This is a genomic window from Schumannella sp. GW821-FHT10F01, assembly GCF_058809295.1.
The window spans coordinates 117702-135070 of record NZ_JBXASM010000010.1 but is presented as its reverse complement, the minus strand read 5'-3'; the positions used below and the strand labels follow the sequence as shown (position 1 = coordinate 135070).

The window sequence follows — 17369 nt, the reverse complement described above, 5'->3', positions numbered from 1 at the left end:
GGCCAGGACGACGGCCGGGAGGACGGCCCGCAGGTCGCGTCGGGCTCCGGCGGCGACGCGGGCTGCGCGGCGCCGCCGGCCGCTCCGGCCGCGGACGGCGGGCTCGCGGTGACGGTCGCCTTCCCGGCGACGGCGGCCGGCGAGACCACGGCCGCGGGCACCGTCACCATCGCGAACACCGGCACCGTGTCCGTCGGCGGCTGGCTCGCGTCGCCGCCCACGGTGGTCGTCGCCCGCGACGGCGCCACGGCCGCGGTCGCGGTGGGCGCTCTCCCCCGCGCCGCCACGCGCATCGACCTCGCACCCGGGGAGTCGCTGGCCTACCCCGTGACGCTGCCGCTCGCCGGCTGCGGGGCCGGGCACCCGGTGCTCGGGGCCGGCAGCTACGCCGTCACCGCGACCATCCGCTTCAGCGCGAGCGAGCCCGGCACGACGACGACCGACTCCTCCGCAGCTGTCTCGCTGATCGGCGGCGCCGCCGCGGTGCTGACGGTCGGCTGACACCCGGCTCCGAGTCCGGCCGGGGTCGCCGGCGCGGGAATGCACGGTGGCGGACCCGGGTTGCGCCGAGCATGACGACGATCGGATTCATCGGATCAGGCAACATCGGCGGTGCGCTCGCGAGGCTCGCGGTCGCCCACGGCTACGACGTGGTGCTGAGCAACTCGCGCGGGCCGGAGACGCTGGCGGACCTCGTCGCGGAGCTCGGCCCGCACGCGAGCGCCGGCACCCGGCAGGAAGCCGCCGCGGCCGCCGACCTCGCCGTGGTCACGACGCCGCTCCGCGCGATCGCGGACTACCCCGCGGCCGAGCTCGACGGCAAGGTCGTCGTCGACACGAACAACTACTACCCCCAGCGCGACGGTGCGATCGCCGAGCTCGACGACGAGTCGACGACGGTGGCCGAGCTGTCGCAGCGCCAGCTGCCCGGCTCGAAGGTCGTCAAGGCCTTCAACCACATCGGCGCCGGCGACCTCCCCGTGCAGGGCTCCGCCGCCGGCACCCCCGGACGCCGCGCCCTCGCCCTCTTCGGGGACGACGCGGAGGCGCGCGCGACCGTCGCCGCACTGATCGACCAGTTCGGCTTCGACCCGGTCGACGGCGGCGAGCTCGCCGAGGGCTGGCGCATCCAGCGCGACACCCCCGGCTACGTGGTGCAGGACACCGCCGCGGAGCTCGAGGCGCACCTCGCCGAGGCGAAGCGCTACCGCGACATGTGATGCGAGTCCGTCGCTAGGGTGGGCCGCATGAGCGTCCGGTTCGTCGTCGTGCCCGAGTGGCAGGGGTCCGGATCCGCCCGCGCGCTGCGGCTCGTCGACGGCGCCGAGGCCATCCGCGGCGACCTGCCGGCGGCCGCGACGACGGCGGTCGACGTGCCCCTCGAGGCCGGTGACTCGGAGGGCACCGGGATCGCCCGGTTCAGCTCGCTGCGGGTCACCCGGCAGCGCTACGCGCAGGCGGTCGAGCACCTGACGGATCCACTGGTCACGATCGGCGGCGACTGCGCGGCGGAGTACCCCGCGATCGTACGCGCCGCCGGACGCGGCGCCCCCGCCGTCGTGTGGTTCGACGCCCACCCGGACGCGCACACGGCCACGACCTCGCCGAGCCGCGACTTCAACGGCATGGTGCTGCGCGCGCTGGTGGACGACGGCCACGTCGACCCCGCCCGCGTGATCCTGGCCGGCACCCGCAACCGCGACGACGCCGAGGACGACTGGATCGCCGAGCACGGCGTGCCGGTGCTCGAGCCGGAGGCGCTCGCCGATCCCGGCGCGCTCGTCGATGCCGTGATCGCCACCGGCGCCGAGTCCGTCTACCTGCACATCGACCTCGACGTGCTCGACCCCGGCGAGATCGACGGCCTCGACGACCCGCAGCCGTTCGGCCTCTCCGCCGCCGCGCTCGTCGCCGCCGTGCGCGCGCTGCGCGACCGGCTGCCGCTCGCCGGCGCCGGCATCGTCCAGTTCGCCCCGGCCTCCGCCTCGGCCGCCGGCGACGACCTCGGCACCGTGCTGCGGCTCGTCGGCGCGATCACCGCCGGGCGCTGACCGCACCGGCGCGGGACCCCGACCCGGGAGACCCCCGAGTCCCCCGGCCGACGCGCACCCGCCGCGGCTAGCGTGGTGCCATGAGCGCACGCGACTACGACGTCATCGTCATCGGCGCCGGCGCGGTGGGCGAGAACGTCGCCGACCGCACGGTGCAGGGCGGTCTCCGCACCGTCATCGTGGAGGCCGAGCTGGTGGGAGGCGAGTGCTCCTACTGGGCGTGCATGCCCTCCAAGGCGCTGCTCCGAGCCGGCGCGGTGCTCGCCGACGCGCGGGCGGTCCGCGGCGCGGCGCAGGCGGTGACCGGCGGCGTCGACCCGTCCGAGGTGTTCGCGCGGCGCACCGCCATCACGCACGACTGGGACGACTCCGGGCAGGCCGAGTGGCTCGACGGCGCGGGCATCGACCTCGTCCGCGGCCACGCCGTCATCACCGGGGAGCGCGCCGTGACCGTCACGGCAGCCGACGGCACCGTCACGGAGCTGACGGCGGCGCACGCGGTCGTCGTGTCGACCGGATCCGCCGCGCTGCTCCCCGACCTCCCCGGGCTCGCCGACCTCGAGCCCTGGACGAGCCGCGAGGCGACGAGCGCGACGCAGGCGCCGGCCTCCCTCGCGATCATCGGCGGCGGCGTCGTGGCGGCCGAGATGGCGACGGCCTACGCCGACTTCGGCACCGAGGTGACCGTGATCGCGCGCGGCGAGCTGCTCGGCGGCATGGAGCCGTTCGCGGGCGAGATGGTGGCGGATTCCCTCCGCGCCGCGGGCGCGACCGTGATCACCGGCGCCGCCGTGGCCTCCGCGTCCGGCACCCCGGGCGCGGCCGTGCTGACGCTCGACGACGGGCGCACGGTGTCGGCCGAGCGGGTGCTCGTCGCCGCCGGCCGCGTGCCGCGCACCGGCGACCTCGGTCTCGAGTCGATCGGGCTCGAGCCCGGCGACTGGCTGCACGTCGACGACACCCTGCGCGTGGACGGCGTCGACTGGCTCTACGCGACCGGCGACGTCAACCACCGCGTGCTGCTCACCCACCAGGGCAAGTACCAGGCCCGCGCCTGCGGTGACGTCATCGTCGCCCGCGCCACCGGTCGTCCGGTCGACGACGCGCCGTGGGGCGCGCACGTCGCCACGGCCGACCACGACGCCGTGCCGCAGGTCACCTTCACCCGTCCGGAGGTCGCGAGCGTCGGGTTCACCGAGGCCTCCGCCGCGAAGGCGGGGCGGACGGTCCGCACCGTCGACTACGACCTCGCGTGGGTCAACGCCGCGTCGGCGATCTCGGACGACTACGTCGGACGCTCCCGCGCGATCGTCGACGAGGAGCGCGGCGTGATCGTCGGCGCCACGTTCGTCGGTCCGGAGGTCGGCGAGCTGCTCCACGCCGCCACCATCGCCATCGTCGGAGAGGTGCCGATCCACCGGCTCTGGCACGCCGTGCCGCCCTACCCGACGATGAGCGAGGTCTGGCTGCGCTGGCTCGAGACGCTCGGGCGGCCGTGAGACCGGGCTCCGCGGCCGCACTGGCGCGCTGGTGCGCCGCGGCGGCGCGGATCGGCTGGCTGCGTCGCGCCGTCCTCTCCCCCGCCGTCGCGCTGACCGGCTACGGCTTCGCGACCGCCTGTGCGTGGATCTGGGGCGCCGCACTCGGCCTCGCCCCGGTCACCCGGCACGGGCGGCTGCTCGTCTGCGCGGGCCTCCCCGGCTGGATGTTCGGCCGCGGCGGCACGACCGTCGGCGCCGTGTACCTGACCGCGACCTCCACCGCCGCCGCGGTGCTGCGGCACGAGGACGTGCACCGCCGGCAGTGGCGCCGGTACGGACTGGCCTTCATCCCGCTCTACCTCGCCGCCGGCGAGGACGCGACCCGCAACCGCTTCGAGATCGAGGCCGGACTGGCCGACGGAGGATACCTGTGAGCACGATCGTCATCACCGGAGCGTCGAGCGGCGTCGGCCGCGCCGCCGCCCGCGCCCTCGCCGAGCTCGGCAACGAGATCGCCGTGGTGGGCCGCGACCCGGAGCGCACCCGCGCCGTCGCGGCCGAGACCGGCGGGCAGGCGTTCCTCGCCGACTTCGACCGGCTCGACGACGTGCGCCGGCTCGGCGACGATCTCGCCGAGCGCTACGAGCGGATCGACGTGCTGGCGAACAACGCGGGCGGGCTGCTGCGGCAGCGCCGGCGGAGCGCCGACGGGGTGGAGCGCACCTGGCAGCACAACGTGCTGGCCCCGTTCGTGCTGACCACCCAGCTGCTGCCGCTGCTCGAGGAGAGCCGCGCCCGGGTGATCTTCACCGGCAGCGTGGCGCAGAGCGGCGGCACCGTCTTCCCCGGCAACCCGAGCCGCGACGGCCTCCCGTGGCTCGCGGGCTGGCCGGCCTACGGCGCAGCGAAGCGCGCGGACATCATGCTGGCCGCCGAGCTCGCACGGCGCACGCACCTCGAGTCGTACTCGTTCCACCCGGGCTTCGTCGCCTCCCGGTTCGCCGGGCTCGACCGCACGCCGCTCGCGGGGGTCGTCTCGCGCATCGCGATCACGCCGGAGGAGGGCGCGGCGCCGCTCGTGTTCCTCGCGACCGCCGAGCAGGTCGGCGCGCCGAACGGCACCTACTTCGACCGGCTCCAGCCCGACGGGAAGCTCTCGGTGCAGGCCCGCGACCCGGGCGAGCGGGCGAAGCTCTGGGACGCGCTCACGGTGCAGGCGCAGTCGATCTCCTGACGGAGCGCGCCCGGAGAAGGCGCCCGCGGCGGGATCCGCTCAGGCCGAGGTGATGGGGTGCGCCGCGACCTCGCCGGAGAGCCAGGCGTAGACGCGGTGCTCGCGCTCGGCGTCGACCGGGAGCATCTCGGCGAGCCAGGCGTCGGCGGCGGTGCGCAGGTCCTGGCCGCGCTCGCGCACGAGCCAGGTCACGCAGAGGCGACTCGGCGCCGGCAGCTCGCGGATGCGGTCCGCCGTCTCGACCTCGATGAGGATGCGGCCGCGCGCCTTCACCGGCAGCGTCGCGACGATCGTCTCGACGATCGGGAGGTCCGCCTCGGTCGCCGCGACGAGGATCGTGTCGTCGGCGGCGGGCTGCCACGCGACGGAGGCGGCGAGGAGGTCCGAGAGCATCATGGCCTCGTCAGTATAGGCATGCCTTACCTAAGCGCGCACACCCTGCCTGCTGGGCATCCGCCCCATGGATCGGCCGGTCTCACCACCGGGTCGGCCGGGCTCACCACTGGGCCGGATGCCGGCGCGCCCAGCCGAGCCGGCGCTCGAGCTGCGCGCCGATGGCGAGCAGCACGTGCTCGCCGCCCGGGCGCCCGACGAGCTGCACGCCCATCGGCAGCCCGTCGGCCGTCCAGTGCACGGGCAGCGAGATCGCGGGCAGCCCGGTCGCGTTGACGAAGCTCGTGAACGGCGTGTACCGCACCTGCTGGGCGAAGTTGCGCTCGCCGTCCTCCTGGTCGTACCAGCCGACCGGCCGCGGTGTCATCGCGAGCGTCGGCATGAGCACCGCGTCGTAGGGCGCGAAGCGCTCGATCACCCGGCGCTCGAACATCGCGAGCCAGCGCAGCGCGCCGGCCAGCTCGCCGGCCGGCAGGCGGCGGCCGACTCCGACCAGCCAGCGCGTCAGGGGCTCGACCAGCTCGAGCTGCGCCTCGTCGAGCGGGAGGGTCGCGGCGCCCCCCTGCCAGACGGCGCGGAAGGCCGCGGCGTAGCCGGGCTCCGGCTCGGGCTCGATCTCCTCGACGCCGTGGCCGAGCGCCGCCAGCTCGCGGAGCGCGACGTCGAGCGCGTCCCGGGCCTCGGGCGCGAGCTCGAGGTCGTACGACGCCGCCCACGGCGACCAGGTCGTGACGGCGAGCTGGAAGCGCCCCTCGCCGCGCACCGCCGCGTTGAGGTAGGCGCCGCCGTCCCAGGTGGGCGCTCCCGTCGCGAAGCCGTACTCGTGGCCGGCGACGAGCGCGTCGAGCACGAGCGCGGCGTCCGAGACGGTGCGCGCGAGCGGACCCTGCACGGCCAGGCCGCCGAGCGCGGTCATGCCGGAGCCGGACGGGATGCGCCCCCGCGACGGCTTGAGCCCGACGATGCCGGTCGCGGCGGCGGGGATGCGGATGCTGCCGCCCCCGTCGGATCCGGTCGTCACGGGCAGCAGGCCCGCGGCGACGGCGACGGCCGCGCCGCCGCTCGATCCGCCGGCGCCGAGGGAGGTGTCCCACGGCGTCCGCGCGGGCGGCGCGACGAGCGACTCGGTGTAGCTCGGCATCCCGAACTCCGGGGCGTTGGTCTTGCCGAGGCTGATCGAGCCCGCCTCGTCCATGACGTCGGCGATCTCGTCGGACTCGGTCGGCACGTGATCGGCGAACGCGCGCGAGCCGAACGTCGTGCGCACCCCGGCGCGGGCGACGAGGTCCTTGTCGGCGACCGGGAGACCCCACAGCGCCGCCGCGCGCGGGACGCCGGCCTCCCCCGACGCCAGCAGCGCGGCGCGCTCGCGGGCCGCGTCCCCGGCCACGGTGACGAACGCGCCGAGCTCGTCGTTCCAGCGCTCGATTCGGGCGAGGTAGTGCTCGACCAGCTCGGCCGGGGCGAGGTCGCCCCGCCGGAGCTGATCCAGCTGCTCCAGGGCGGTGAGGTGATGCAGCTCGAACACGGCTCCAGCGTAGGCCCGGGGTTGACATCCGCCCGATCGCCTGGTTGGTTAGTTACATGAGTAATGAACCCACGGACCTCGACCGGTGCGAGCCGGCGTGCGGCGGACCGCGCCGTGGATGAGGGCCGCCCGATCTTCCTCCAGCTCGCGGAGCAGATCGAGAACGACATCATCGAGGGCCGCCACCCCGAGGAGACGCAGATCCCGTCCACCAACGAGTTCGCCGCGTTCCTGCGCATCAACCCGGCCACGGCCGGGAAGGGCGTGAACCTGCTCGTGGACGCCGGGATCCTCTACAAGAAGAGAGGCATCGGCATGTTCGTCGCCGAGGGCGCCCGCGCCCGCATCGTCGGGAAGCGCCGCGAGGACTTCCGCACCCAGTACGTCGCCCCGCTGCTCGCCGAGGCCGAGAAGCTCGGCATCGACCGCGACCAGCTGGCCGCCATGATCACCGATCCCGCCACCCGGAACGGAGCACGCGCATGACCGTCGTCGCCGAGACCACGGACCTCACCCGCCGCTACGGCGACGTCACCGCCGTCGACGGCGTCGACATCCGCCTCGAGCAGGACCGGATCTACGGCCTCCTCGGACGGAACGGCGCCGGCAAGACCACCCTCATGTCGCTGCTCAGCGGGCAGGAGTTCCCGAGCGCGGGCGAGGTGCGCGTGTTCGGGCAGGCACCCGTCGAGAACGCGGCGGTGCTGTCGAACCTCTCGTTCATCCGCGAGAGCCAGCGCTACCCGGACGACTTCCGGCCGCGGCACGTGCTGCGGATGGCGGCGCGGTTCTTCCCCGACTGGGATCAGCAGCTCGCCGACCGCCTCGTCGCCGACTTCCGTCTGCCGCTCGACCGGCGCATCAAGAAGCTCTCCCGCGGCCAGCTCAGCGCGGTCGGCGTCATCGTGGGTCTCGCCAGCCGAGCGCCGATCACGTTCTTCGACGAGCCGTACCTCGGTCTCGACGCCGTCGCGCGGCAGACGTTCTACGACCGGCTGCTCGAGGACTACACGGAGCACCCGCGCACGATCGTGCTCTCCACCCACCTCATCGACGAGGTCTCGAACCTCCTCGAGCACGTGATCCTGATCGACGAGGGACGGATCATCGTCGACGCGGAGGCCGACGAGCTGCGCGGACGGATGACCACGGTCGTCGGCACCGCGACCGCCGTCGACGCCTTCGCCGCCGGCCGCGACATCCTGAGCCGCGACGGCCTCGGCGGGCTCGCGTCGATCACCGTGTCCGGCCTCACCCCGGCCGAGCGCGCCGAGGCGGCCGCCGCCGGACTCGAGCTCGCCCCGGTGTCCCTGCAGCAGTACGTGGTGCGCCTCACCGGCGCCGAGACCGAGACGGAGACCCGCGCATGAGCGCCCTGACCGCACCCCGCACCGCGACCCCGACGGCCGCGCGCCGCATCGGCAACGTCGTCCGGCTGCACTTCGCGAACCCGATGACCGTGCTCGGCGTGCCCGCGCTCGTGCTCGGCGCGATCTTCCTGGTGAACTTCGCCATCTGGTGGATCGTCGGCACGTCGGCGGGCCCGGAGGGCGCAGCCGACGCGCAGGAGGGCTTCCAGTGGAGCGGCGCGACCTTCTGGATCTTCGTCTACATGATGGTCGTGGCCATCCAGGCCATGAACGCGACCTTCGCCCTGTCGCAGGGGCTCAGCGCCACGCGCCGCGACTTCTTCCTCGGCAGCCTCGCGGCGTTCGGGCTGCTCTCCGCGCTCTGGACGGCGATCATCGCCGCGCTCGGGCTCGTCGAGCAGGCGACGAGCGGCTGGGGATTCGGCGGCCGGCTGTTCAGCACGGTGCTGCTCGGCGGCGACCCGCTGCACCGCGTCGTCGTGATCCTCTGCCTGTTCCTGTTCTTCTTCGCCGTCGGCACGGCGAGCGGCGCCGCGTTCGTGCGGTGGCGGGCGATCGGGGTGACGCTGTTCGTCATGGCGATCGTCGCGGTGCTCGTGGGGGCGGCGGTGCTCATCACCCTGACCGCGTCGTGGCCCGCCGTCGGCGACTGGTTCGCGGCGAACGGCGCGTTCGGCACCGCACTCTGGCTGCTGCCGTTCGGCGCGGTGTTCGCGCTGCTCGGCTGGCTGCTGCTGCGGCGGGCCACCGTCCGCTGATCGGCTCAGCCCGCGAAGACCTCGGTGGCGCCCAGCTCCTGGAAGACGGTGAGCTGGGCGCCGCCCGGCGCCTCCAGCCTCGCATTGAGCGAGTTCCACGGCGTCCGCGTCGGCGGGGCGACGACCTCCGCTCCCCCGGCCGCGAGCCGCTCCGTCGTCGCGGCGGCGTCGTCCACCTCGAATGCGACGCGCATCGTCAGCGGGTAGCCGTGCGCGACCGGGGCGCCGACCTCGACGCGGTCGATCATCTCGACCTGCGCGCGGTTGGCGAGCTCCAGGGTCGCGGAGGGCACCTCGAGGATGGCGACGCGAGCGCCGTCCTCGCCTTGGAAGGAGCCGCGCTCGGGCAGCCCGAGCACGTCGCGGTAGAAGGCCAGCACGGCGTCGAGGTCGTCGACCTCGAGCACGAGACGGAGCTGATGGGCGGCGGTCATGCCGCAGAGCCTAGGAGCGGCCCGCCGCCTCGCGCTGCGCCCTCTCCGCCCGGCTCAGGGGCTTGAGGCTCTTCTGGAGCATCACGGTGCCGAGCCAGCGGCCGAACTTGAAGCCGACCTTGCCCATCCGCCCGACCTCCTCGAACCCGAGCTTGCGGTGGATCGCGATCGATCCCTCCGCGTTCTTGTCGGCGATCACGGCGAGCACCTCGCGGATGCCCGCGGCCCGGCTCTCCTCGAGCAGCCGCTCCAGCAGCGCGCTGCCGAGGCCCTTGCCGGTCGAGGCCGGTCGCAGGTAGATCGAGTCCTCGACGGTGTGCCGGTACGCGGCCTTCGCCTTCCACGGCGCCACCGTCGCGTAGCCGATGATCTGCCCGCTCGGCGTCTGCGCCACGACCCACGGGTGCCCGAGCTTGCGCGTCGCGCTGAGCTTCGCACGCATCTCGCGCAGGGTCAGCGGGTCCTCGTCGAATGTGACGCTCGAGTTGGCGACGTAGTGGTTGTAGATCTCGAGGAAGTGCGGCACATCCGCGGGCGTCGCGTCGCGCAGCACGTACGCGAACTCCGGCTCCGGCGCCGCGGCCTTCTGGAGGTGGCGCGGCAGCCGGCGGCGCGGGTTGTACTCCTCCTCCAGCATGCCGTCAGCCTGTCACGCCGCGGGGTCGATGGGCAGGCGCCAGTCGACCGGCGCGGCGCCCTGCTCGGCGAGGGCGCCATCCGCCCTGCTGAACGGCCGCGAGCCGAAGAAGCCGCTCGACGCGGACAGCGGGCTCGGATGCGCGGACGCGATCACCGGCGTCGAGCCGAGCAGCGGCCGGAGCGTGCCGGCGTCGCGGCCCCAGAGGATGGCGACGAGCGGGGCGTCGCGCGCGACGAGGGCGCGGATGGCGTGCTCGGTGACGGCCTCCCAGCCCTTCCCGCGGTGCGAGCCGGCGCTGCCGGAGCGGACCGTGAGCGACCGGTTCAGCAGCAGCACGCCCTGGTCGGCCCAGGCCGAGAGGTCGCCGTGCGGCGGCACCGGGAGGCCGAGGTCGTCGTGCAGCTCGCGGTAGATGTTCTGCAGGCTGCGCGGCACCGGTCGCACATGGGGGTCGACGGCGAACGACAGGCCGATCGCGTGCCCGGGCGTCGGATAGGGGTCCTGGCCGACGATGAGCACCCGCACCGCCTCGAACGGCCGGGTGAACGCGCGCAGCACGAGCCGCCCCTCCGGCAGGTACGGGCGGTGCTCCGCCGTCTCCGTGCGGAGGAAGTCGCCCATCGCCGCGATCCGGTCGGCGACCGGCTCGAGGGCGACGGCCCACCCCGGATCGACGAGCTCGCCGAGCGGCTGCGGGGTCACGGCGCGAGGGTCCCCACCAGCACGCCGTCCTCGCCCTCGACGACCTGCCACACGCTGCCGGCGCCGACCACCCGGAGGCTGTCGCCGACCACGAGGGCGGTCGCCTCGTCGATGGCCACCCCGCCGGGCACGAGCCCCGACTCGACGGCGGCGACGAGCCGGCCGAGCGTGCCCCACTGCGCGGCGTGCACGTCGACGGCGAGGTCGACGAGGCCGAGGCCCTCGACGACGGCGAGCTCCTCGAGGTCCTCGCCCGTCTCCTCCGGCGCGACCGCGACGCCGTCGATCCGGTAGCCGCCGATGATCGCGCGCTCGGCGGCGATCATCGCGCCCGCCGAGAAGCCGAGGTAGGGCAGCCCGTCGGCGACGAGCAGCCGCACCTCGTCGTAGAGGGGCTCGAGCGTCGCGTGGTAGAGCGGCGTCAGACCGCCGCCGATGAGCAGCCCGTCGATGTCGGAGAGGAGCACGCTGGCCGGCGCGTCGCCGTCGCCCGGCCGGATGCGGGTCACGATCGGGTCGCACGCGCCGCCCCCGGCGAGCGCCGCCGTGTACCGGTCGGCGATCTCGTCCGGCTCGTCGTCGAGCACGAGCACGACCGCGACGCGCGGCACCATCCGCCCGCTGCCGGCGGCGCGCGCGGCGCTCTCCGCCACGAACGGCGCGAAGGCCGGTGCGAGCGCCTCCGGCGACATCCCGCCGCCGACCAGGTGGATGCTCATCGGGCCGGCTCCCCCGCCTGGGCGACGGAGGCCGCGCTCGCGCCGTCCGATCCGGCGCCGCCGGTGACCGGCCCCTCGCTCGACCACGGGAACATGATCCAGCGGTCGGTGCGCTTCCAGACGTAGTGCGGCTCCTGCACCGTGCCCGGCTTCGAGTACAGGCAGACCGTGCGCACCTCGCCGCCGCCGGCGCTGAGCAGCTGGAGCACGAGGGCGAGCGTGCGGCCCGAGTCGGAGACGTCGTCGACGAGCAGCACCCGCTTGCGGTCGAGCGCGGCGCGATCGAGCATCGGCGGCAGCACGATCGGCTCGTCGAGGTGCTCGCCGACGCCGGTCATGAACTCGACGTTGAGGGTGCCGATGGCCTTCACGTCGAGGGCGTAGCCGAGCGACCCGGCGAGCGGGAGGCCGCCGCGCGCGATGCCGACGATCGCATCCGGCACGAAGCCGTCGGCCGCGATGGTCTCGGCGAGCTCCCGCGCGGCGCGGCCGTAGCCCGCCCAGTCGAGGTGCTCGCGGCCGTCGCCGGGCGGGGTGGAGGGCGGCGTCTCGTCCATCCGTCCACGCTACCGGCCGTCGGCGCCGACGGGCCCGCCACCGCGGCCGCCGCCGGGCCCGGGTCTAGCATCCGGTCATGCCCGCCTCCCGCCCCGGTGCGATCCCGGTCCGCCTCGTCGGCTTCCTCTTCCTCGTGGAGCTCACCAGCGGCATCCTGCAGGGCTACTACGTGCCGCTCGTCTCCGACCTCGTGAAGCACCTCGGCGTGGTCGACGCGGACTTCAACTGGTTCGAGGCGGCGCAGCTGCTCGTGTCGGCGATGGTGGTGCCGGTGCTCGCGAAGCTCGGCGACATGTTCGGGCACAAGCGGATGCTGCTGATCTCGACGGTGCTCACCGCCCTCGCCAGCTGGGGCCTGGTGCTCAGCGGCGGCTTCTGGCTGTTCCTCGTCGCCTGGGCGCTGCAGGGCTTCTACGTGGTCTGGCTGCCGCTCGAGGTGGCGCTGATCTTCGACCGCGGCCGCCGCACCGGGGCCGCCGCGACCACGACCCGCCGGGCCGCGGGCCTGCTCGTGGTGGCGCTCGAGCTCGGTGCGATCCTCGGCGCGCTGGGCGGCAGCGCGGTGTTCACGGGGCTCGGCGGGAACGTGCCGCTGACGCTCGCCGTGCCGGCCGCGTGCGTGACGCTCGTGTTCTTCGCCATCCTGTTCGGCGTGCCGGAGTCGGAGCCGCTGCCCGGCCGCCGGCTCGACGCGACCGGCTTCGCCCTGCTGGCTCTCGCGCTCGTGCTCGTCACCGGCGGTCTGGTGCGCCTCCGCACGGACGGGCCCGCCGATCCGCTGGTCTGGGGCGCGATCGTCGTCGGGCTGCTCGCCCTGCTCCCGTTCGCGCGCTGGGAGCTGCGGCACCCGGACCCGGCGATCGACCTGCGCACCCTCGCCCGGCCCGCGATGTGGCCGGTCGTCGTCACCGCGGGCCTGTTCGGCATCAGCGTGCTGGGCGCGCAGATCCCGCTCTCCACCTACGCCGGCACCGATCCGTCGCTCGGCTACGGACTCGGGCTCGGCGCGACCATGCGCAGCGTCGTCATCGGCTGCTACCTGCTCTCGCTCATCGCGGGCGCCCTCGCCTTCACGCTGCTCTCGCGGCGGATCAGCGCCCGCACCGCGCTCATCGCCGCGTCGTTCCTCGTCGGGCTCGGCTACCTGCTGTTCCTGCCGTTCCACGACTCCGTGGTCGAGGTGCTGCTCGACATGCTGCTCGTCGGGCTCGGCGGCGGCGCCCTCGTCGCCGCGCTGCCGGCCGCCGCGGCCGCCGTCGCGCCGCGCGGCCAGACCGGCGTCGCGACCGCCATGACGAACACGACGAAGACGGTCGGCGGGTCGATCGCGTCGAGCGTCTTCGGCGTCGTGCTCGTCGCCGGCGTGGTGCAGGCCGGCACGACGGCCGCGCCCTTCCTCGGATACGTGACGGTCTGGCTCGTCTGCGCGGGCGGCGCGATCGTGGCCGGCATCCTGCTGTTCTTCGTGCCGAAGGGCGCCTTCGCCGACGCCGAGCCGGACCTCCTCGAGTCCGCGGGAGGGCTTCCGGCCGAGACGCCGCCGCTGAGCCGTTCCTGAGCGGCGGGTCGCCGGAGACCCCTCCGGCCGACATCGGACCTAGGCTCCGACGGTGTCCTCCGCCGATCTCCTCGACCTCGGCTCGTCGCGTTTCGTCGAGCTGACCACCTACCGCCGCTCGGGCGTCGGCGTTCCGACCACCGTGTGGGTCGCCCGCGACGGAGGAGCGCTGCTCGTCACGACCCCGGCCGGCAGCGGCAAGGTGAAGCGCCTCCGCAACGACGCGCGCATCACCATCCGCCCCTGCTCCCGCTTCGGCAAGGTGAAGGACGGCGCACCCGTCGCGGAGGGCCGGGCCGAGGTGATCGACGACGACGCGGCGCGCGAGCACCTCACCGGCGTGTTCCGCGCGAAGTACGGCCTCGAGTACGGCCTGGTGCTCGGCATCGAGCGGCGCGCGGCGAAGGACGACCGCCCGCGGATCGTGCTGCGGATCACGGCCGGCTGACGACGCCGGGCGCCGCGCCGATCACTCCGCGACGCGCAACGGCCCCTTCGCCACCTTGTGCGGCGCGGCCTGGGCCACCGGCTTGATCGTCACGAGGTCGAGGTTGATGTGCCCGGGCAGCTCGACCGCGTGCACGATGGCCTCCGCGATGTCGTCGGCGACGAGCGGCTCCGGCACGGCCGCGTACACCGCGTCCGCCCGCTCCTGATCGCCGTCGAACCGGACCAGTGAGAAGTCGGTCTTCACCATGCCGGGCGCGATCTCGATCACGCGGAGCGGCTCGCCCGACAGCTCGAGGCGCAGGGCGCCCATGAGCGCGTGCTCGGCGTACTTGGCGGCGTTGTATCCGCCGCCGCCCTCGTAGGCCACGTGGCCGGCGATCGACGTGATCGAGACGATGTCGGCGTGGCCGCCCGCGACCGCGCCGGCGCGGAGCGAGGGCAGCAGCGCGCCGATGAGCTGCTTCGTCGCGATGACGTTGATCTCGAACATCGCGCGCCAGTCGGCGACGTCGCCGTCCTCGACCGTCGCGAGACCGAACGCGCCGCCGGCGTTGTTGACGAGCGTCGTGAGGCCGCCGAGCGCTTGGACCGCGGTGCGGACTGCGGCGACGCCGTCGTCCGTCGTGAGGTCTGCCACCACGGTGCGGATGCCGGTCTCCGCGGCGAGCGCCGCGAGCCGATCCGCGCGACGCGCGACGCCGATCACGTCCCAGCCGCGCGCGGCGAAGCGACGCGCCGTCGCCTCGCCGATCCCGGAGCTCGCCCCGGTCACCACCACCCGCCGCGTCGCCTCATCCGTCACATGTCCCACGCTAGCGGCCGCGGCTAGAGTGCCGAGCATGACGAGCACCGCCGCGCCCGCCGCGACCGCGACCGCGCCGGCGAAGACGAAGCAGCGGATGCCGTACTGGGACAACGCCCGCTTCGCGTGCATCGTGCTCGTCGTCATGGGGCACGCGACGCAGCGCCTCACCGCCGACTCGAACAACGCCTACTGGGTCTACCTGTTCATCTACGGCTTCCACATGCCGGCGTTCGCGATCATCAGCGGCTACTTCTCCAAGTCGGAGCCGCCGACGCTGCGCGGCATGCGCCGGGTGATCACCGACATCCTCGTGCCGTACATCGTCATGCAGGCGATCTGGTCGCTCGTGCAGTTCCTGTTCGAGGGCAACCACAGCGTCAACCTCACGCAGCCGCACTGGACGCTCTGGTTCCTGCTCGCGCTCGGGATCTTCCGGCTGGTGCTGCCGTACATGGCGATGCTCCGCTGGCCCCTGCTCTGGTCGATCCTGTTCTCGATCGGGATCGGCTACGCCGCGAACGTCGACTCCACGTTCTCGCTGTCGCGCACGATCGGCCTGCTGCCGTTCTTCCTGCTCGGCTGGCGGCTCAAGGGCTGGGGCATCATGGACCGCTGGCAGCGGGCGTCCGCCCGGATCGTCTGGCCGACGCGCGCCGCGGCGGTCGCCGTGATCGCCGCCTGGGCCGCCGTCGCCGGCGTGTGGGTGGCCGACTTCAAGCAGTTCCAGCTGCACCTCTGGTTCTTCTACGACGACTCGTTCGAGGATCTCGGCGAGCCGCAGTGGTGGGCCGGCCTCCTCCGGCTCGCGCTGATCCTGCTCGCCGTGGTGCTCAGCGCCGCGTTCCTCGTGCTCATCCCGCGCCGCGACACCTGGTTCAGCATGTTCGGGCAGGCCACCATGTACGTCTACCTGCTGCACTCGTTCGTGCTCTACCCGCTGCGCGAGACCGGCGTGCTCAAGGACCAGCACTCCTCGGCGCTGTGGCTTGTCTCAGTGCTGCTCGGCTCGGTCGCGATCGCGATCTTCCTGTCGAGTCCGCTCGTGCGGCGGGTGTTCCGCCCGCTCATCGAGCCGAAGCCGAAGTGGCTGTTCCGCGAGATCGACGACCGCCCGGTGCGGGAGTCCCGCGTCGACCCGACCGGATCCCGCCGCCGCTGACCCGTCGTTCGCCCGTCGCGGCGCCCGCGCACGTTACGCCGGGTGAAGGGGCGGTTGAGGGCGGCGGCGCACGTTCCTAGGCTCGCTCTCGAGCCGGGCGGACCCGCCCGCCAGCATCCCGAGGAGCGTCATGTCCGACTGGAGATTCGAGACCACCCAGGTCCACGCCGGCGCGGCGCCGGACCCCGTCACCAACGCCCGCGCGACGCCGATCTACAAGACCACGTCGTACGTGTTCAACAGCGCCGAGCACGCGAAGAACCTGTTCGCGCTGGCCGAGTTCGGCAACATCTACACCCGCCTGATGAACCCGACCACCGACGTCGTCGAGAAGCGCGTCGCCGCGCTCGAGGGCGGCACCGCCGCGCTCGCCGTCGCCTCCGGCTCGAGTGCCATCACCTACGCCGTGCTGAACATCGCCGGCGCCGGAGACCACATCGTCTCCTCGTCGTCGATCTACGGCGGCACCTACAACCTCTTCAAGTACACGCTCGCGAAGCTCGGCATCGAGGTCACCTTCGTCGAGAACCAGGACGACCCGGAGGAGTGGAAGGCGGCCGTCCGCCCGAACACGAAGGCGCTGTTCGCCGAGACGATCGGCAACCCGCGCATCAACGTGCTCGACATCGAGTCCGTCTCGGCCATCGCGCACGAGCACGGCCTCCCGCTCATCGTCGACAACACGATCGCGACGCCGTACCTCATCCGCCCGTTCGAGCACGGGGCCGACATCGTCGTCCACTCCGCCACGAAGTTCCTCGGCGGGCACGGCACGGTCATCGCGGGCGTCATCGTCGACGGCGGGAAGTTCCCGTGGTCGCAGCACGTCGACACCTTCCCGGGCCTCACCGAGCCGGACCCGTCGTACCACGGCGCCAGCTACACCGGCGTGCTCGGCGACGCGATCGCCTACGTGATCAAGATCCGCGTGCAGCTGCTCCGCGACACCGGCGCCGCGCTCTCCCCCGACAGCGCCTTCGCGCTGCTGCAGGGCATCGAGACGCTGAGCCTCCGCATCGAGCGCCACACCTCGAACGCCCAGACGATCGCCGAGTGGCTCGAGCGCCACCCGGACGTCGCCAGCGTCAACTACTCGGGGCTCCCGTCGAGCCCCTGGTACGCGGCGGCGAACAAGTACGCCCCGAAGGGCGTCGGCGCGGTCGTCAGCTTCGAGCTCAAGGGCGGCGTCGACGCCGGCCGCACGCTCGTCGAGAGCGTGCAGCTGTTCAGCCACCTGGCGAACATCGGCGACGTGCGCAGCCTGATCATCCACCCGGCGTCGACGACGCACTCCCAGCTCACCCCGGAGCAGCAGCTCACCACGGGCGTGACGCCGGGTCTCGTGCGCCTGTCGGTCGGCATCGAGAACGTCGACGACCTCATCGCCGACCTCGACGCGGGCTTCGCCGCCGCGCGCGCCACCGTCGCGCAGGGCCAGGCCGCCGTCTGACCCCGCCCCCGGCGCACGACGGCCCCGGTCCCTCCTCGGAGGGGCCGGGGCCGTCGTCCGTCATCCGCCGCGCGAGTCG

At 73.8% G+C, this 17369-nt stretch carries 20 protein-coding genes and 1 pseudogene; 13 read left to right on the top strand and 8 right to left on the bottom strand.

From position 1 onward, the window contains the following. From AC1RSJ_RS12770 to AC1RSJ_RS12745, 6 genes and pseudogenes are all read left to right on the top strand, one after another. Nucleotides 1–501 (top strand): annotated as a pseudogene (locus tag AC1RSJ_RS12770) (hypothetical protein); the annotation flags it as partial. 71 nt (nt 502–572) lie between these two features. Continuing rightward, nucleotides 573–1220, top strand: coding sequence for an NADPH-dependent F420 reductase (locus AC1RSJ_RS12765; RefSeq protein WP_493118766.1), 648 nt, complete (start codon nt 573–575; stop codon nt 1218–1220). 27 nt (nt 1221–1247) lie between these two features. Continuing rightward, the gene (locus AC1RSJ_RS12760) at nt 1248–2051 is read left to right on the top strand and encodes an arginase family protein (RefSeq protein ID WP_493118765.1); all 804 of its coding nucleotides are present in this window, start codon (nt 1248–1250) and stop codon (nt 2049–2051) included. Nucleotides 2052–2131: 80 nt separating this feature from the next. Further along, nucleotides 2132–3550, top strand: a complete 1419-nt coding sequence (locus tag AC1RSJ_RS12755; RefSeq protein WP_493118764.1) for a dihydrolipoyl dehydrogenase family protein — start codon at nt 2132–2134, stop codon at nt 3548–3550. Beyond that, nucleotides 3547–3966, top strand: coding sequence for a Fe-S oxidoreductase (locus AC1RSJ_RS12750; protein ID WP_493118763.1), 420 nt, complete (start codon nt 3547–3549; stop codon nt 3964–3966). The genes AC1RSJ_RS12755 and AC1RSJ_RS12750 overlap by 4 nt, the downstream gene beginning before the upstream one ends. Further along, nucleotides 3963–4766 carry an SDR family NAD(P)-dependent oxidoreductase gene (locus AC1RSJ_RS12745; RefSeq protein ID WP_493118762.1) on the top strand — a complete coding sequence of 268 codons (804 nt, stop codon included), beginning with the start codon at nt 3963–3965 and terminating at the stop codon, nt 4764–4766. The genes AC1RSJ_RS12750 and AC1RSJ_RS12745 overlap by 4 nt, the downstream gene beginning before the upstream one ends. A gap of 39 nt (nt 4767–4805) precedes the next feature. Here AC1RSJ_RS12745 and AC1RSJ_RS12740 read toward each other — a convergent pair whose 3' ends face one another. Both AC1RSJ_RS12740 and AC1RSJ_RS12735 read right to left on the bottom strand, forming a co-directional pair. Further along, nucleotides 4806–5162: an SIP domain-containing protein gene (locus AC1RSJ_RS12740; RefSeq protein ID WP_493118761.1), complete on the bottom strand. Its 357-nt coding sequence runs from the start codon at nt 5160–5162 to the stop codon at nt 4806–4808. Nucleotides 5163–5262: 100 nt separating this feature from the next. Further along, the gene (locus AC1RSJ_RS12735) at nt 5263–6687 is read right to left on the bottom strand and encodes an amidase (protein WP_493118760.1); all 1425 of its coding nucleotides are present in this window, start codon (nt 6685–6687) and stop codon (nt 5263–5265) included. A gap of 63 nt (nt 6688–6750) precedes the next feature. On the opposite strand from AC1RSJ_RS12735, the gene AC1RSJ_RS12730 reads away from it, so the two are divergent. Genes AC1RSJ_RS12730 through AC1RSJ_RS12720 form a run of 3 tightly spaced genes read left to right on the top strand, consistent with a single transcriptional unit; the run spans nt 6751 to nt 8815 of the window. Further along, the gene (locus AC1RSJ_RS12730; RefSeq protein ID WP_493118759.1) at nt 6751–7173 is read left to right on the top strand and encodes a GntR family transcriptional regulator; all 423 of its coding nucleotides are present in this window, start codon (nt 6751–6753) and stop codon (nt 7171–7173) included. Next, a complete protein-coding gene (locus tag AC1RSJ_RS12725) occupies nt 7170–8057 on the top strand; it encodes an ABC transporter ATP-binding protein (RefSeq protein WP_493118758.1) in 888 nt (295 codons plus the stop codon). The genes AC1RSJ_RS12730 and AC1RSJ_RS12725 overlap by 4 nt, the downstream gene beginning before the upstream one ends. Next, nucleotides 8054–8815, top strand: coding sequence for a hypothetical protein (locus AC1RSJ_RS12720; protein WP_493118757.1), 762 nt, complete (start codon nt 8054–8056; stop codon nt 8813–8815). Before AC1RSJ_RS12725 ends, AC1RSJ_RS12720 begins: the two co-directional genes overlap by 4 nt. 5 nt (nt 8816–8820) lie before the next feature. On the opposite strand, the gene AC1RSJ_RS12715 is transcribed toward AC1RSJ_RS12720, so the two are convergent. The 5 genes from AC1RSJ_RS12715 to AC1RSJ_RS12695 are packed head-to-tail and all read right to left on the bottom strand — an operon-like array spanning nt 8821 to nt 11867. Then, nucleotides 8821–9249, bottom strand: a complete 429-nt coding sequence (locus AC1RSJ_RS12715; RefSeq protein ID WP_493118756.1) for a VOC family protein — start codon at nt 9247–9249, stop codon at nt 8821–8823. A 10-nt stretch (nt 9250–9259) separates the two neighbouring features. Continuing rightward, nucleotides 9260–9886 carry a GNAT family N-acetyltransferase gene (locus tag AC1RSJ_RS12710; RefSeq protein ID WP_493118755.1) on the bottom strand — a complete coding sequence of 209 codons (627 nt, stop codon included), beginning with the start codon at nt 9884–9886 and terminating at the stop codon, nt 9260–9262. A gap of 12 nt (nt 9887–9898) precedes the next feature. Beyond that, nucleotides 9899–10591, bottom strand: a complete 693-nt coding sequence (locus AC1RSJ_RS12705) for a uracil-DNA glycosylase (protein WP_493118754.1) — start codon at nt 10589–10591, stop codon at nt 9899–9901. Then, on the bottom strand, nt 10588–11310 hold the full coding sequence (locus AC1RSJ_RS12700; RefSeq protein WP_493118753.1) for a Type 1 glutamine amidotransferase-like domain-containing protein: 723 nt from the start codon (nt 11308–11310) through the stop codon (nt 10588–10590). Before AC1RSJ_RS12700 ends, AC1RSJ_RS12705 begins: the two co-directional genes overlap by 4 nt. Continuing rightward, nucleotides 11307–11867 (bottom strand): phosphoribosyltransferase, encoded by a 561-nt coding sequence (locus AC1RSJ_RS12695; RefSeq protein WP_493118752.1) that lies wholly within the window; start codon nt 11865–11867, stop codon nt 11307–11309. Before AC1RSJ_RS12695 ends, AC1RSJ_RS12700 begins: the two co-directional genes overlap by 4 nt. 77 nt (nt 11868–11944) lie before the next feature. Here AC1RSJ_RS12695 and AC1RSJ_RS12690 point away from each other — a divergent pair, with 77 nt between their 5' ends. Together AC1RSJ_RS12690 and AC1RSJ_RS12685 are read left to right on the top strand one after the other, a co-directional pair. Further along, a complete protein-coding gene (locus tag AC1RSJ_RS12690) occupies nt 11945–13426 on the top strand; it encodes an MFS transporter (protein ID WP_493118751.1) in 1482 nt (493 codons plus the stop codon). Between the two features lie 52 nt (nt 13427–13478). Then, the gene (locus AC1RSJ_RS12685; RefSeq protein ID WP_493118750.1) at nt 13479–13874 is read left to right on the top strand and encodes a PPOX class F420-dependent oxidoreductase; all 396 of its coding nucleotides are present in this window, start codon (nt 13479–13481) and stop codon (nt 13872–13874) included. 21 nt (nt 13875–13895) lie between these two features. Here the strand turns inward: AC1RSJ_RS12685 and AC1RSJ_RS12680 are convergent, their stop codons facing one another. Then, on the bottom strand, nt 13896–14654 hold the full coding sequence (locus AC1RSJ_RS12680; protein ID WP_493118771.1) for an SDR family oxidoreductase: 759 nt from the start codon (nt 14652–14654) through the stop codon (nt 13896–13898). 61 nt (nt 14655–14715) lie between these two features. On the opposite strand from AC1RSJ_RS12680, the gene AC1RSJ_RS12675 reads away from it, so the two are divergent. Together AC1RSJ_RS12675 and AC1RSJ_RS12670 are read left to right on the top strand one after the other, a co-directional pair. Continuing rightward, nucleotides 14716–15840: an acyltransferase family protein gene (locus tag AC1RSJ_RS12675; protein ID WP_493118749.1), complete on the top strand. Its 1125-nt coding sequence runs from the start codon at nt 14716–14718 to the stop codon at nt 15838–15840. Nucleotides 15841–15970: 130 nt separating this feature from the next. Further along, entirely contained in the window at nt 15971–17290 is a 1320-nt protein-coding gene (locus AC1RSJ_RS12670) for a bifunctional o-acetylhomoserine/o-acetylserine sulfhydrylase (protein WP_493118748.1), read from the top strand. Nucleotides 17291–17369 lie beyond the last annotated feature (79 nt).